This is a genomic window from Gordonia amicalis (assembly GCF_022059885.1).
GTDB classification, from domain to species: domain Bacteria; phylum Actinomycetota; class Actinomycetes; order Mycobacteriales; family Mycobacteriaceae; genus Gordonia; species Gordonia amicalis.
Genome location: NZ_CP091855.1, coordinates 4,626,405 through 4,640,107 on the forward strand (window position 1 = coordinate 4,626,405; position 13,703 = coordinate 4,640,107).

The 13,703-nt window shown below is 67.6% G+C and carries 13 protein-coding genes; 2 read left to right on the forward strand and 11 right to left on the reverse strand.

What is annotated here, in order from left to right:
- Positions 1-6: 6 nt before the first annotated feature.
- The 3 genes from lpqB to mtrA are packed head-to-tail and all read right to left on the reverse strand — an operon-like array spanning position 7 to position 4,111.
- Positions 7-1,770 carry an MtrAB system accessory lipoprotein LpqB gene (lpqB, locus tag IHQ52_RS21365; RefSeq protein WP_006434577.1) on the reverse strand — a complete coding sequence of 588 codons (1,764 nt, stop codon included), beginning with the start codon at positions 1,768-1,770 and terminating at the stop codon, positions 7-9.
- Positions 1,767-3,437 carry an MtrAB system histidine kinase MtrB gene (gene mtrB / locus IHQ52_RS21370; protein ID WP_006434578.1) on the reverse strand — a complete coding sequence of 557 codons (1,671 nt, stop codon included), beginning with the start codon at positions 3,435-3,437 and terminating at the stop codon, positions 1,767-1,769. The genes lpqB and mtrB overlap by 4 nt, the downstream gene beginning before the upstream one ends.
- Complete coding sequence (mtrA, locus tag IHQ52_RS21375; protein ID WP_004023513.1) at positions 3,434-4,111, reverse strand: MtrAB system response regulator MtrA; 678 nt, start codon at positions 4,109-4,111, stop codon at positions 3,434-3,436. Before mtrA ends, mtrB begins: the two co-directional genes overlap by 4 nt.
- 97 nt (positions 4,112-4,208) lie before the next feature.
- Between mtrA and IHQ52_RS21380 the strand changes: the two genes are divergently transcribed.
- Both IHQ52_RS21380 and IHQ52_RS21385 read left to right on the forward strand, forming a co-directional pair.
- The gene (locus tag IHQ52_RS21380; RefSeq protein WP_006434580.1) at positions 4,209-4,841 is read left to right on the forward strand and encodes a dTMP kinase; all 633 of its coding nucleotides are present in this window, start codon (positions 4,209-4,211) and stop codon (positions 4,839-4,841) included.
- Between the two features lie 415 nt (positions 4,842-5,256).
- Positions 5,257-5,766 (forward strand): hypothetical protein, encoded by a 510-nt coding sequence (locus tag IHQ52_RS21385; RefSeq protein ID WP_006434581.1) that lies wholly within the window; start codon positions 5,257-5,259, stop codon positions 5,764-5,766.
- 99 nt (positions 5,767-5,865) lie between these two features.
- Here IHQ52_RS21385 and ahcY read toward each other — a convergent pair whose 3' ends face one another.
- The 8 genes from ahcY to IHQ52_RS21425 all read right to left on the reverse strand — a co-directional run bounded on the left by ahcY (position 5,866) and on the right by IHQ52_RS21425 (position 13,678).
- Complete coding sequence (gene ahcY / locus IHQ52_RS21390; RefSeq protein ID WP_006434582.1) at positions 5,866-7,341, reverse strand: adenosylhomocysteinase; 1,476 nt, start codon at positions 7,339-7,341, stop codon at positions 5,866-5,868.
- Positions 7,342-7,463: 122 nt separating this feature from the next.
- Positions 7,464-8,972: an amino acid permease gene (locus IHQ52_RS21395; RefSeq protein ID WP_006434583.1), complete on the reverse strand. Its 1,509-nt coding sequence runs from the start codon at positions 8,970-8,972 to the stop codon at positions 7,464-7,466.
- Between the two features lie 121 nt (positions 8,973-9,093).
- Complete coding sequence (locus tag IHQ52_RS21400; protein WP_006434584.1) at positions 9,094-9,273, reverse strand: methionine/alanine import family NSS transporter small subunit; 180 nt, start codon at positions 9,271-9,273, stop codon at positions 9,094-9,096.
- A complete protein-coding gene (locus IHQ52_RS21405) occupies positions 9,270-10,850 on the reverse strand; it encodes a sodium-dependent transporter (RefSeq protein WP_096274477.1) in 1,581 nt (526 codons plus the stop codon). The genes IHQ52_RS21400 and IHQ52_RS21405 overlap by 4 nt, the downstream gene beginning before the upstream one ends.
- Positions 10,851-11,048: 198 nt before the next feature.
- Positions 11,049-11,345 carry a WXG100 family type VII secretion target gene (locus tag IHQ52_RS21410; protein WP_006434586.1) on the reverse strand — a complete coding sequence of 99 codons (297 nt, stop codon included), beginning with the start codon at positions 11,343-11,345 and terminating at the stop codon, positions 11,049-11,051.
- Positions 11,346-11,374: 29 nt separating this feature from the next.
- On the reverse strand, positions 11,375-11,695 hold the full coding sequence (locus tag IHQ52_RS21415) for a WXG100 family type VII secretion target (RefSeq protein ID WP_006434587.1): 321 nt from the start codon (positions 11,693-11,695) through the stop codon (positions 11,375-11,377).
- Positions 11,696-11,810: 115 nt separating this feature from the next.
- Positions 11,811-12,617, reverse strand: coding sequence for an ESX secretion-associated protein EspG (locus tag IHQ52_RS21420; RefSeq protein WP_096274479.1), 807 nt, complete (start codon positions 12,615-12,617; stop codon positions 11,811-11,813).
- Positions 12,614-13,678 (reverse strand): PPE domain-containing protein, encoded by a 1,065-nt coding sequence (locus IHQ52_RS21425; protein ID WP_096274480.1) that lies wholly within the window; start codon positions 13,676-13,678, stop codon positions 12,614-12,616. Before IHQ52_RS21425 ends, IHQ52_RS21420 begins: the two co-directional genes overlap by 4 nt.
- Positions 13,679-13,703: the final 25 nt, after the last annotated feature.

The following is a 13,703-nucleotide window of genomic DNA, read 5'->3' on the forward strand; positions in this document are numbered from 1 at the left end:
GAGAGATCAGGGCAGAACCGGGATGGCGCCAGCGATCATGGCCGGTTCGACCTCGGTCCAGTACTGGTCGGGCTGCCCGTTGTTGCTGCCGAGGCGGAGCACGCCACGCTGATCCCCGACGTAGATGGTCGAGGAGTTCGCCACCACGGCCCGCACCGGTGGCGACACGTTGCCGCTGAGCAGGCCGACCGCCGGGGTGCCGTTGATCGACAGCTGCACGACCGGGGACTCGGGTGCCTCCCGCGCGATGACCAGCGTCGTCGGCGACGCCCAGTCCAGCGACACCGCACGATTGCCGACGTTGTAGGCCGCGATGCGCGGACTTGTCAGCGACACCTGCCCCTCGGCGTTCGTCGACAGCACCGCGAACACGATCTGCCCGCCGACGACGAGCGCCGCACGGACGCCGTCCGGTGCGACCTGCATCTCGGTGATGGCCCCGCGCGCCACGGTCGGGATCGACGACGCCTCGACCGGGACGGTCTGGGTCCCGTCGTCGTCCCGCTGCCACTGGACGGGCTTGCCGTCCACGACCACCCACACGGAGTTCTCGTCCGCCCCGAAGGACGGCCGGGTGATGGACACGCCGCTGACGATCGGACCGACGTCGCCGCCGTAGTCGCCGATCACGCATTCGAGCCGGCGGTCGCTCGCGGTCCGGACCGCGGCAACCCGCGCGCCGTTGTCGGAGATCGTCGCCGCCCGCACATCACGTGACGATCCCAGCGGTCCGCGCACGGGCACGGTGCCCGTGTCGGTCACCGCGCGCAACGCCCCGCCGGTGACGATGTTCAGACCGACGTCGGTCGACGGCACCGCGTTCGGATCGAAGGACCGGACGTCGGCGGGCTGCCACCCCGAGGCCCGTTCGCCCACCAGTGGCGCACCGTCGGCGTCGATCACGTACGGCCCCGAGATGTCGGCCCCGTCGAGGGTCCAGACGATCTGGGCCGCCAGAACCGCGCGATCCCGGCTCGACGCGTTGCCGATGCCGTTGAGGTCGACGCGTACCCCGCCGCCGGCCAGTCCCACGACCGGCCCGCGCAGCGTCGCCCCGCTCGGGAATCCGCTGTCGACAGCGGCGGACAGGTCGGCCGCCGGACCGGCGATGAGCCGGTTGACCAGCACCGTCGGGTCGGTGGCCTGCCCGGCGTAGAACCACCGCGGGTCCGGGACCAGTCGCCGGCCGGTGCGGTCGGAGAAGTAGAGCGAGACCGCACGGTAGGTGTTGTCGAACTGGTCGCGGTCGATCATCGTCCCGTTCGGCAGGGGCCCGTCGATCCGCCACTGGTCGCCCTGCCGGGTCAGGCTGATGCTGGTCTCGACCCGGCCCGAGGCGGGCAGCAGCTGTCCGTCCGATTTGAGGGTGCCGACGTTGTCGCCGGTCAGCCGCATGCGGACGGAGTCCTCGTTGCGCTGGTCGACGAAGATGCTGATCTCGTCCAGGATCAGCGCGTCCCCGCGGTCGTCCCACTGCTGCGAGGCGACCGGGGTCAGGAAGGCACGCGCGGTGTCGTGTCCGGAGTCCGGGTCGACCGTCGACTTGAGAAATGCGCGGACGAGGGCCTCCGGGTCCATGTCGGACTGCGGCACCGGGGCCGCGTTGGTGGCGCCCTCGCGCTGGAAGGACTTGATGGGCTGCGGAGACGAGTCACTCGGGATCGACCCGCACGCCGACACCACCACCATCGCGACGGTGGCCATCGCGACGGCGATCACGAACCCCAGAACACTCCGACGCGGGTGTTCCGGACGACCTGCGACGCTCATTCGATACCAGCCTCCACGCCTGGTGTACGGCCACTCGTCTTGGCGGCGGTCCGAGGAGCCGAGCCGACGGATTTCAGCGGCAACGGCGAGCCGAGCACCTTGTGACCGCGCACCAGAGGCAGGGTCAACCGGAAGCACGCACCCTTGCCGGGTTCGCCCCACGCCTCGAGCCGGCCCTGGTGAAGACGTGCGTCCTCGATGCTGATGGCCAGTCCGAGACCGGTGCCGCCCGAGCGGCGGAACCGCGACGGATCCGAGCGCCAGAACCGGTTGAACACCAGCTTCTCCTCCCCCGGCCGAAGCCCGATGCCCTGGTCGCGGACCGTGATGGCGACCGCGTCGCCATCGGACCGCATCGTGAGCGTCACCGGCTTCCGTTCGCCGTGGTCGATCGCGTTTGCCAGCAGGTTCCGCAGAATGCGTTCGACGCGGCGCGGATCGATCTCGGCGAGCACCGGTTCTGCGGGCAGATCGAGGACGAGTTCGGTCCCGGTCTCCTCGGCGAGATGCCGCACCGTGGCGAGAGCTCCGTCGATCGGGATGGCCATGTCCATCCGCTCGGCCGCCAGCTCGGCCATACCGGCGTCGTGGCGGGAGATCTCCAGCAATTCGTTGAGCAGCGTCTCGAAGCGGTCGAGCTCCTTGTCCAGCAACTCGACCGAACGTTTCCGGACGGGGTCGAGCTCATCGCGGCCTTCGTAGAGCACGTCCGAGGCCATGCGGACCGTGGTCAGCGGCGTCCGCAGTTCGTGACTGACGTCGGAGGTGAACTGACGCTGCAGCCCGCCGAACTCCTCGAGGTGGGTGATCTGCTTGGACAGGCTCTCCGCCATGTCGTTGAACGACATCGCGAGCCGGGCCATGTCGTCCTCACCGCGCACGGGCATGCGCTCCTTGAGGCGGCCGTCGGCGAAGCGGACCGCGATCCGGGACGCCGACCGCACCGGGATGACGACCTGCCGCGAGACGAGCCAGGCGATGGCCGCGAGCAACCCGAGCAGCACGATGCTGCCGGTCAGCAGGGTGCCGCGGACGAGGTCGACGGTGTTCTGCTCCGCGGTCAGGGGGAAGACCAGATACAGCTCGAGACCGGGAACCGACGCGTTGGTCGGCGTGCCCACGATCAGCGCCGGCGCGTGCCCGCCGGAACCGTTGGGTACCTGGGTGTACTGATAGGCCACCTGGCCGCCGCGGACCATGTCCCGGAGGTTCGACGGCACCTCGGCGGTCGGGCCGACGCCGCTGGACGCACTGCCCCCCGACGATCCGGGGACGAGCAGGACGGTGTCGAATGCGCCGACGGTTCCAGAGGTCTGTCCGGTGTCGGCGTCACGATCGGTCAGCAGCGACCGCGTCTGCTGCAGCCGGTTCTGCACCGACATGTTGCCGGCGCCGCTGGACAAATCGCGTTCCACCGAGATGCGGGCGCGGTCGATCTCCTCGGTCGCCGCCGCCAGCTTCACGTCGAGGAGTCGGTCGGTGATCTGGGAGACCAGCACGAAACCCAGGATGAGCAGCACGACGACCGACAGCGACAGCGTCGACGCCACGACCCGCAGCTGCAGCGAGCGCCGCCAGATGTGCCCGAAGGCACGTCCGACAGCGCCGGCAGCGCGGGTGAAGCGTCCGAAGGTGCTGTTGACCCGTCGTCGGGAACGACCGATCACGGCGGGCCGGCCTTGTAGCCGACCCCCCTCACAGTCAGCACGACCTCGGGATTCTCCGGGTCGGTTTCGACCTTCGCACGCAGACGCTGAACATGCACGTTGACGAGTCTAGTGTCCGCCGGGTGACGGTAGCCCCACACCTGTTCGAGGAGGACGTCGCGGGTGAAGACCTGACGCGGCTTCCGCGCGAGCGCGACCAGCAGATCGAACTCGAGCGGGGTGAGCGAGATCGGCACGCCGTCCCGGGTCACCTTGTGTGCAGGGACGTCGATCTCCACCGGACCGATCGAGAGCAGTTCGGCCGGCTCCTCGTCCGTCCGGCGCAGGCGTGCGCGCACACGGGCGACGAGTTCCTTGGGCTTGAACGGCTTGACCATGTAGTCGTCGGCGCCGGACTCGAGACCCAGCACGACGTCGACGGTGTCGGACTTCGCGGTCAGCATGACGATCGGGACACCGGAGTCGGCACGCAGCACGCGACATACGTCGATACCGTTCATGCCCGGGAGCATGAGGTCGAGGAGCACGAGGTCGGGCCGGATCTCCCGCACCGCGGTGAGTGCCTGAGTCCCGTCACCGACCACGAAGGGTTCGAAACCCTCGCCGCGCAACACGATCGTCAGCATCTCGGCGAGAGCGGCGTCGTCGTCGACGACGAGGATGCGAGGCTTCATGTGTTCAATGGTGACACCATCGTGATGAAAGCGTGGTGAATGACGCGCCGTACCGGACGTACTGGCCGGATTCGTCCCACCACATACACTCCTCCGCGTGGGTCAGTTGATTGCGGTGGAGGGGCTCGACGGCGCCGGTAAGAACACGTTGGTCACCGGTCTGGTCGAGCGCTGGACGGCGTCGGGTCTGCGGATCGCGACGTTCACCTTCCCGCGCTACGGGAAGTCCGCGACCGCCGACATCGCCTCCGAGGCGCTGCACGGTTCGCACGGCGACCTGCGGGACAGCGTGTACGCCATGGCCCTGCTCTTCGCCCTCGACCGGGCCGATGCCGCGGAGGACATCGCAGCGGCCACCAAGGCCAACGACATCGTCATCCTCGACCGTTACGTCGCGTCGAACGCGGCCTACAACGCCGGACGCCTGGAACAGGACGTCGACGGAGAGGTCGTGCGATGGGTCGCCGACCTCGAATACGGCCGGTTCGGGATGCCCGTACCCGATCGACACGTGTTGCTGGGGGTGCCCGCCGAGGTGGCGATGCAGCGGGCCCGGACCCGGGCCGCCGGCGATGCGAGCCGGGTACGCGACGCCTACGAACGCGACAGCGACCTGCAGCGCCGCGTCGACGCGGTGTACCGCCGGCTCGCCGAGGACAACTGGACATCCCCGTGGTACCGGTACGACGGGCAGGACATCGCCGCGCTGGCCGATCTCCTGATTCCCTGACCCAGGGCCCGCGCGACACCCGAGACAGGTGTCATTCGGACGAACGCCACCGGCGATGACGGGCCTCTGCCGCCACGACGGCACTTCGATAGCCTGAATCAATGACTGGGGAGAGGGTCGCATGACCTATCAACCGCCACCACCCGGCGGTGCGCCGCCACCATTCGGTCCCGGTCGGCCCGGAGAAGGCCCCCAGTGGCCGGGCCCCGGCGGGCGGCAGCCCGGCGGACCCCGTCCAGGACAGTTCCCGCCCGGGCAGACACCCCCCGCGTCACCGCCGCGACCACCCTACGGACCATACGGCCCCCCGCCTCCGTACGGCGCCCACGGTCCCGGGCCATACGCTCAGCGCGGCGGTCACGGAGGCCCTCCGGGCGGCCCCTACGGTCCCCCGCCGCCCCGGCGCAACGCCGGCGTGATCGTCGCCTGGATCACCGGCGGCGTCGCCGTGGTGGCCCTCGTCGCCCTCGTGGTCACCCTCATGGTGACGTCGTCCGGACCGGACGAGTCCTCCGTGGCAACGGGTTCGAGCACCTCGTCGAGCGGTTCGCCGGATGGTTCCGCGAGCACCGCGGACGAATCGGAATCCGAATCCGCTGATGACGCAGCGCTTTCCCAGATCCGAGCGGCCCTTCAGAACTACGTGTCGGCTCGCAACGCGCGTGACGTCGTGCGCATGAAGGCCGCGGTCTGCACGCAATCGCGCGACCGGATCACCGGCCCGCCGCCCGACGACGACGGCAACATCGTGGTCGACGGCTTCCTCGGGACCGTGTTCGACGGCGACGTCGCACAGTCCGAGGTCGTGTCCCACCTCGAGAAGGGCAACCAGCGCACCGAATCCGAGAAGTCCAAGGAGCGGTTCCTGAAGGAACGGGGCTCGTGGATCTACTGCCCCGACGCCGAACCCGACATCGGCGCCTGAACAGCGAAAAAGCCGCAAACCCACCACTTTTGGAGATATCCACCACCCGATCGGGTGGTGGATATCTCCATCAGTGGTGGGTTTGCGACGCGGGTCCGATCAGTAGCGGTAGTGCTCCGGCTTGTACGGACCCTCGACGTCGACGCCGATGTACTCGGCCTGCTCCTTGGTGAGCTTCGTCAGCTTGCCGCCGAGCGCCTCCACGTGGATGCGCGCGACCTTCTCGTCGAGATGCTTGGGCAGACGGTAGACCTCGTTGTCGTACTCGTCGTTCTTGGTCCACAGTTCGATCTGCGCGATGACCTGGTTGGAGAAGCTGTTGCTCATCACGAACGACGGATGGCCCGTCGCGTTGCCGAGGTTGAGCAGACGACCCTCGCTCAGCACGATGATCGACTTGCCGCTGTCGAAGATCCACTGGTCGACCTGCGGCTTGACGTTGATGCGCTTGGCGCCCGAACGCTCCAGGCCGGCCATGTCGATCTCGTTGTCGAAGTGACCGATGTTGCCCAGGATCGCCTGGTGCTTCATCTGACGCATGTGGTCGATGGTGATGATGCCCAGATTGCCGGTGGAGGTGATCACGATGTCGGCGTCACCGATCGCGTCCTCGACGGTGACCACGTCGTAGCCGTCCATCAGGGCCTGCAGCGCGTTGATCGGGTCGATCTCGGTGACCTGGACACGGGCGCCCTGCCCGGCCAGCGACTCCGCGCAACCCTTGCCCACGTCGCCGTAACCACAGATCAGCACCTTCTTGCCGCCGATGAGGACATCGGTACCGCGGTTGATGCCGTCGATCAGCGAATGGCGGGTGCCGTACTTGTTGTCGAACTTGGACTTGGTGACCGAGTCGTTGACGTTGATCGCGGGGAACGTCAGCTCGCCGGCGGCCGCGAACTGGTAGAGCCGCAGCACGCCGGTGGTGGTCTCCTCGGTCACGCCCTGGACCGACTCGGAGATGGTGGTCCACTTGTTCTTGTCGGTCTCGAAACGCTTGCGCAGCAGTTCGAGGAAGACCTTGTACTCGGCCGGGTGATCATCCTCGGCGGGCGGCACGACACCGGCCTTCTCGAACTCGGCACCGCGCAACACCAGCATGGTGGCGTCACCACCGTCGTCGAGGATCATGTTGGCCGGCTTGTCCGCCTCGGGCCAGGTCAGCATCTGCTCGGCGGCCCACCAGTACTCCTCGAGCGTCTCGCCCTTCCAGGCGAACACCGGGACGCCCTTGGGCTCGTCCGGGGTGCCGTGGGGACCCACGACGACGGCCGCAGCCGCGTGATCCTGGGTCGAGAAGATGTTGCACGACGCCCAGCGGACCTCGGCGCCGAGCGCAACAAGCGTCTCGATCAGCACGGCGGTCTGAACGGTCATGTGCAGCGATCCGGAGATTCGAGCACCCTTGAGCGGCAGGACGTCTGCGTTCTCACGACGCAGTTCCATCAGTCCGGGCATCTCGTGCTCGGCGAGCTCGATCTCCTTGCGGCCGAAGTCCGCCAGGGACAGATCGGCCACCTTGTAGTCGATCCCGTTGCGGCTGTCGGCCTTCAGCTCGTCCTGAGCAGTCGTCATCTGATCCCCTTGTCGTTCGCGTCGGACGCCGCGTGTCTGCAGCGCGATATGCGTTCGATCCAGGCTATCCGACCACGCCCGCCGAGCCCATTGTCAGGTGTCGGGCCCGGCGTCTCCGGCTGCTACGCCGCCGTTCCGATCTGCTCACCCCGCTCGCGCCGGGCGAAGACCGAATGCCGGTATCCGTACGAGAAGTACACGACGACGCCGACCACCATCCACACCACGAACCGGATCCATGTCTCCACGGACAGGTTCAGCATCAACCACAGGCAGGCGAGGATGGAGAGGATCGGGATGAGCGGAACGAAGGGCACCCGGAAGCCGCGTTCGAGATCGGGCCGGGTCCGGCGGAGGACGAGCACCCCGATGCTCACCAGCACGAACGCGAAGAGGGTGCCGATGTTGACCATCTCCTCCAGGGTCCCCATGGGGAAGAACGCCGCCAGCACACCCGAGACGATGCCGACGACGACGGTGAAGCGCACCGGTGTACCGCGCCTGCCGGTGTGCGCCAGCGATCGGGGCAACAGTCCGTCGCGCGCCATCGCGAATCCCACGCGGGTCTGACCGAGCAGCAGCACCATCACGACCGTGGTCAGGCCGGCGAGCGCGCCGAGGTCGATGACCCAGCCCGCCCAGGTGACACCGTTCGCCTCGAATGCCGTGGTGAGGGTCGACCCGGTCACCTCTCCGGTCACCGGATCGGTCTGGTCGGCCAGTTCGGGGTAGGGCACCATCCCGGACACCACCAGGCTGACCGCGACGTAGAGGACCGTCACGATGGCCAGTGATCCCAGGATGCCGCGCGGCATCGCCTTCTGCGGGTTCTTCGTCTCCTCGGCGGTCGTGGCCACGACGTCGAAACCGATGAAGGCGAAGAAGACCAGCGATGCCGCCGCCAGCAGGCCGTACCAGCCGAAGGTGCTGCCCTCGGCACCGGTGATCGCCGAGAAGAGCGTCTGGTGGAGGCCGGTGTCGCCCTCGGCGGGCGGCGCGGCGGGCGGCACGTAGGGGTCGTAGTTCTTCATCTTGATGTAGAACGCGCCGACCACGATGACCAGCAGGACGACGAAGACCTTGATGGTGGTGATGACGAGTGACACCCGCGACGACAGTTTGGTACCGAGAGCCAGCAACACCGTCAGCACGGCGATCAGCAGCACCGCGCCCCAGTCGAAGCCGATCGAGTCGGTGATCTGTACAGATGCCGCGGAGCCGAGGATGTTGCCCAGGTAGAGCGACCAGCCCTTCGCGACCACGGACGCGGCCAAGGCGAACTCGAGGATCAGATCCCACCCGATCACCCATGCGACGAACTCGCCGAAGGTGGCGAACGAGAAGGTGTAGGCACTACCGGCGACGGGCACGGTCGAGGCGAACTCGGCGTAGCAGAGCGCGGCCAGCGCGCAGGCGATCGCGGCCAGCACGAAGGCCAACGAGACCGACGGCCCGGCGAGATTGCCCGCGGTCCGGGCGGTGAGGGTGAAGATGCCGGCACCGACCACGACCGCGACGCCGAACACGGTGAGATCCCACGCCGTGAGGTCTCTGCGGAGTTTGGTATCCGGTTCGTCCGTGTCGGTGATCGACTGCTCGACCGACTTGATGCGCTTGAACGGGTTACTCATCGTGCCTCCTAGGACCGAAGGTGACGCGCATCGCAGCTCATCCAGGCTAGCTGACCGGAGGTTGGTCGTAGGCCGAGCTCAGATGGGACCACCAGGCCGGACCCAGGTCAGCCGTTGCGGTTCAGGTGTCGCGGAACGGGTGCGGCTGCGCTGCGCGTTCCTCGTCGTCGCGTACGAGGTCGGGATCCTCGAACAGATCCTCCACCTCGGGGCGACGGTTCAGGAAGATGATGCTCGCGACCAGCCCTCCCCACACGATTCCGATGGAGACGAGGAGCATGACGATGGCGACTCCACTCATCGGAGGGCCTCCTCAGTGGGATTGGGGGCGGCGCCGCGGACACCGTCCGGCAGTGGCGGCCACGGTAGGAAATCGGGTTCGTCGCGGCCCTTCCACGACGGCAGGGTCAGGGCGACGGCACCGACGACGATCAGGGCGATGGTGCCCCACCCGAAGATGCTGATGTACCAGGTGGGATACCCCTCGTAACCCTCGTCGATCACCGACCGGACCTTCTGGACGAGCATGATCGTCAGGAAGATGGGCGCGACCACACCGACCAGCCCGAGCCAGATCTTGCCGACCTTGAACGTCGACACGGCATTCAGGTGGTGGCGCAGCATGTCTCCGCGTCGCAGCACCCAGATCAGGATGATCGTCATCAGGATCGCCGAGGAGACCACGCCGACGTTGTTGGCGAACATGTCGACGGTGTCGAGGGCGATGAGACCCGAGGTGGTCGAGAACAACCCGACCGAGATGAGACCGCACACCACCGACACGCCGACCGCGGCCTTGGTCCGGGACAGGCCCCACTTCTCCTGCAGCGCACTCGACACGCCGATCATCAAGGAGATCAACGACGTGAACCCGGCGATGACCAGCGAGCCGAAGAACAGTGCACCGAAGAACGCGGCGCCGGGCATCTCCGAGATGACCGCCGGGAACGTCACGAAGGACAGGATCGGTCCGGTGAGACCTTCCAGGTCGGACACGGCGACCTGCTGCTGGTAGGCGAGGAAGCCGAGCGCGGAGAAGACGCCGATGCCGGCGAGGATCTCGAACGAGGAGTTCGCGAATGCGACCACGAGACCGGAGCTGGTCATGTTCGCCTTACGCCGCTGGAACGACGCGTAGGCGATCATGATCCCGAAGGCAATCGACAGCGAGAAGAAGATCTGGCTGTAGGCCGCGATCCACACGTCGAGGTCCTTCAACGCCGCCCACTGCGGGGTGAACAGGGCATTGAGGCCGTCGACGGCACCGGGCAGCGTGAGAGCGCGGATCACCAGCCCGGCGAAGCCGACGAAGAGCAGCGGGATGAAGACGACGTTGACCTTTTCGATGCCGTTCGCGACGCCCAGCATCAGCACGGCGAGCACGGCCAGCCACACGACGATCAGCGGTAACGCGACGCCGCCGACGACGGTCGTGGAGACCCCGGGGTCGCCGACCTTCAGGTACTCGCCGGTGAAGAAGGCCGCGGGATCGTCGCCCCAGCTCTGATTGAACGAGAAGAAGAAATAGCTCAGGGCCCAGGCGATGACCGCCGCGTAATAGACACCGATGACGAACAGCAGGCCGGTCTGGAACCAGCCGAGCACCTCGGCCGGTTTCTTGATCCGCCGAAAGGACAACGGCGCGGTGCCCCGGGAACGGTGACCGACTGCGTAGTCGAGGAACAGCACCGGGATGCCTGCGGTGAGTAGGGCGACCAGATACGGGATGAGGAATGCCCCACCTCCACTCTCGTAGGCCACGCCGGGGAATCGCCAGATGTTGCCGAGCCCCACCGCCGATCCGATTGCGGCGAAGATGAAGCCGGAATTCCGGGTGAAGGACTCCCGGTGCTCTCCGGCGGCGTTCGCAGATGCCACTGCTACCTCCTCGTCGGGCGCTGAGTCCTCGAGACACGGGTGCCCCGACGAACGTCGGAGTCCGACGCTATCGCACCCACCCGTCACGCGGGTCCGTTGACGTCGGCCTGTCGGAATGCCGTCGACGGATGCCCCCCGATTGAGCAGAGACGACGGGAACCCCGCGGGGTGACCGCGGAGTCCCCGTCGGGGTGTCGGTCAGGCGAGCGAGCGGAACCCGCTGGCGATCGAGGAGTCGGTGTCCGACATGATGCGGCTCGCGTTGCTGACGCCGGACTGCAGCGACTGCAGCGACTCCCGCGACTGCGTGAAGATGCGGTCGAAGTTCATCTGTGCGTCGAGGTAGGCCGCCTTCGCCTCAGCCGAGCTCCAGTTGCCGTCGAGCGCAGCGATCTGGTTCTTGAGCTGCGTGTTGAGAGCGTCGAGCTCACTGAATGCCCGCTGCAGTCCGCCACTGAGGTCACCGAGTGCCGCGAAATCGTAGTTGATGGTCATGGAAGTCCCTTTCGAAGAGGCGAAGCAGGTCAGACGGTGATGTTGAGGCCACCGGCTGCGGCGGCGTCCTGGTCCTCGTAGCCGGTGAAGCCGTTGGTCAGCTGGGCCTTGATCTGATCGAGGAGCTGGTTCATCGTGTTCGCGGCCTTGTTCCAGTCGGTGTGTGTGCCGTCGAATGCCACGCCCGCCTTGCCTTGCCACGTCGGCGTCGCGTTCGACGCATGCTTCGCGATGACATCGATCGTTTCCTTCATATCGGCGACGATCCCGCCGACACCGGCCGCGGTGGCCTGGCCCTCCGCGACATCGACCTTCACACCGGGGCCACTGGCACCTGGCAGATTCAGCATGAGTTGTCCTCCTGTGTAACGGCACCGTTTGGCGATGCCCCCGTTGGTATCCGTGACACAGATACCCCTGACAGTTGTCTCTCGCGGTGTGGACCGCGAGATCCCCCGATGCGGATCATGTCGACCACGTCCCGTCCGGGAGGGTCTCGATCAGCAGGCGCACGGCCTGCGCGATCCGATGACCCGAACCCGGTGAGAGGGTGGTCCACACCCGACCGTCCGGAGACTTACTGGGACTCGACACGATCCGCCCCCGGGCGGTGTCGAAAACGGCTAGGGCCCCAGAAGATTGGGAGAATCGTCCGTCCTCGTTCGAGGAGGCGACGATCTCGGTGCGCACCCGGCAGGACGCGAATGCCGAGGAGATGACGACGGCATCGGACAGCGGCACGCCGAGCGTGTACAGAGCGTCGGTGACCTCGGTACCCGTGCCACTCCGTCCGAGGCTGTCGACGAGTTCGTCGGTGGGTACCGAGAACGAGGTGAACTCGCATGCGGCGGCGTCGTCGAACCGGGAGCGCACGATGTCGGCCACCGCGTCGAGGTCGGCGACCTCGACGACGGCCAGGTCGAGCCGTTCGCCGGCACGTTCGGCCAGAACATGCTCATAACCCCTGCGTGCCAGGCACATTCGGCGGACACCAGTATCGGTGAAGGAACGGATCTCGATCTCACGTTGCGGCTGGGAGAGGACACGGAGAACGGTGGCCAGCCACGGGACGGGCTCGTCATGGTCCACCAGGCCGAGGGCGGCGATGGCCGCATCGCGCTCACGGTCGGCCACACGCTGCGCGGACTCGTCCTCAGCACCGACGGGCATGTCGAGCACCACCGGCCAGGTCTGCACGCCGAAGCGATCCCCGAGGCGAAGGAGCACAGCCGCGTCGAGCGCAACGGGGTCGTCGTGAGTCGTCGGCATCATGCGCGGTCCCCGTGATCACCGAGGAACAACGTCTCCGCCAGGTACCGCGGATCGACCTTCGAAGACTCGGAGGCCGGAGCCGAGACATAGTGGGCTGCAGGATGATCGGAGGTTTCGACGTCGGCCCAGGTGAGCGGGGCGTCAAGGCCGTCCGACGCACGTGCGAGGCCATCGTCGGGATCGGACGACTCGGAGTCGACGGAGACGCTGCGGATGGTGGCGCCACGATCGCCGGCGGCCGCCGTTCCCGGCGCCATCGGTGGCGGCACACCGGCCCCCGGCGTGGTCGCCGTACTCGCGGGTGCCGCAACGGGAGTCGCAGACGTGGGTCCAGCGCTCGCCACGACCGTCGGTGCGTAGCGGAGCTTTTCCGCGGGCGGCGCGTACGCGCCGGACATCACACCGGCCATCGGCGCGATCGGAGGCGTCACCGGCGGCGTGACCTCGGCCCGCGCCGCAGCCCGAGCTGCGGCGGCCTGCTCGGAAGCGAGCGCCTCGCCGGACACCAGGTCGGGAGCCCGGCGCGAAGACGGCCAGGGTTTGCCCACCGGTTCCGTCGCGTTCTCGTACGTCTGCATGACCCGGGCTGCGCGCATACGTTGCTGTGCGACAGCACGTTCGGCCTCCGCCGCGGCCCCGGCGATGATCGGCGCGACCGCGGTTGCGCTGGTGGCGATCTCGTGGAACTTCGCCACCACCTCGACCTCGGCGAGGTTGGGCATGTTCAGGCGCGCGACGGTGGTCGCAGCTGCCTGCGCCTCCGCACGCAGGGCATTCTCCGCAGCCTCGGCGGCGGTGTCGGCGAACCACGGAGCCAGCTCCGTGAGTTTCTCGAACGCCGCACTCGTGTGTGCGGACTGCCAGTGCACGCCCATCCGCGCGAGTACCGCAGCGTAGTCGACCCCGGCCTCGCCTATCTCGGTCGCGAGCGACGCCCACGCCAACCCGGCTTCCACCAGTGGCGCGGGACCCGGCCCCGCCCCGAGGTCGGCGGCAAGTTGTTCGCTCGTACGCGCGTCCCAGTTGACGCCGGTGAAGCCTGCTCCGGTCGTGCTGGTCATGGTCCCTCCCCTCTGCTGGTCCACG

Excerpts from the sequence above, each read along its gene's own strand:
- lpqB (WP_006434577.1), bottom strand. The coding sequence starts at position 1,770 with ATGAGCGTCGCAGGTCGTCCGGAACACCCGCGTCGGAGTGTTCTGGGG.
- IHQ52_RS21415 (WP_006434587.1), bottom strand. The coding sequence starts at position 11,695 with ATGCTGAATCTGCCAGGTGCCAGTGGCCCCGGTGTGAAGGTCGATGTC.
- IHQ52_RS21420 (WP_096274479.1), bottom strand. The coding sequence starts at position 12,617 with ATGATGCCGACGACTCACGACGACCCCGTTGCGCTCGACGCGGCTGTG.
- ahcY (WP_006434582.1), bottom strand. The coding sequence starts at position 7,341 with ATGACGACTGCTCAGGACGAGCTGAAGGCCGACAGCCGCAACGGGATC.
- IHQ52_RS21395 (WP_006434583.1), bottom strand. The coding sequence starts at position 8,972 with ATGAGTAACCCGTTCAAGCGCATCAAGTCGGTCGAGCAGTCGATCACC.
- IHQ52_RS21425 (WP_096274480.1), bottom strand. The coding sequence starts at position 13,678 with ATGACCAGCACGACCGGAGCAGGCTTCACCGGCGTCAACTGGGACGCG.
- IHQ52_RS21400 (WP_006434584.1), bottom strand. The coding sequence starts at position 9,273 with ATGAGTGGAGTCGCCATCGTCATGCTCCTCGTCTCCATCGGAATCGTG.
- IHQ52_RS21410 (WP_006434586.1), bottom strand. The coding sequence starts at position 11,345 with ATGACCATCAACTACGATTTCGCGGCACTCGGTGACCTCAGTGGCGGA.
- mtrA (WP_004023513.1), bottom strand. The coding sequence starts at position 4,111 with ATGAAGCCTCGCATCCTCGTCGTCGACGACGACGCCGCTCTCGCCGAG.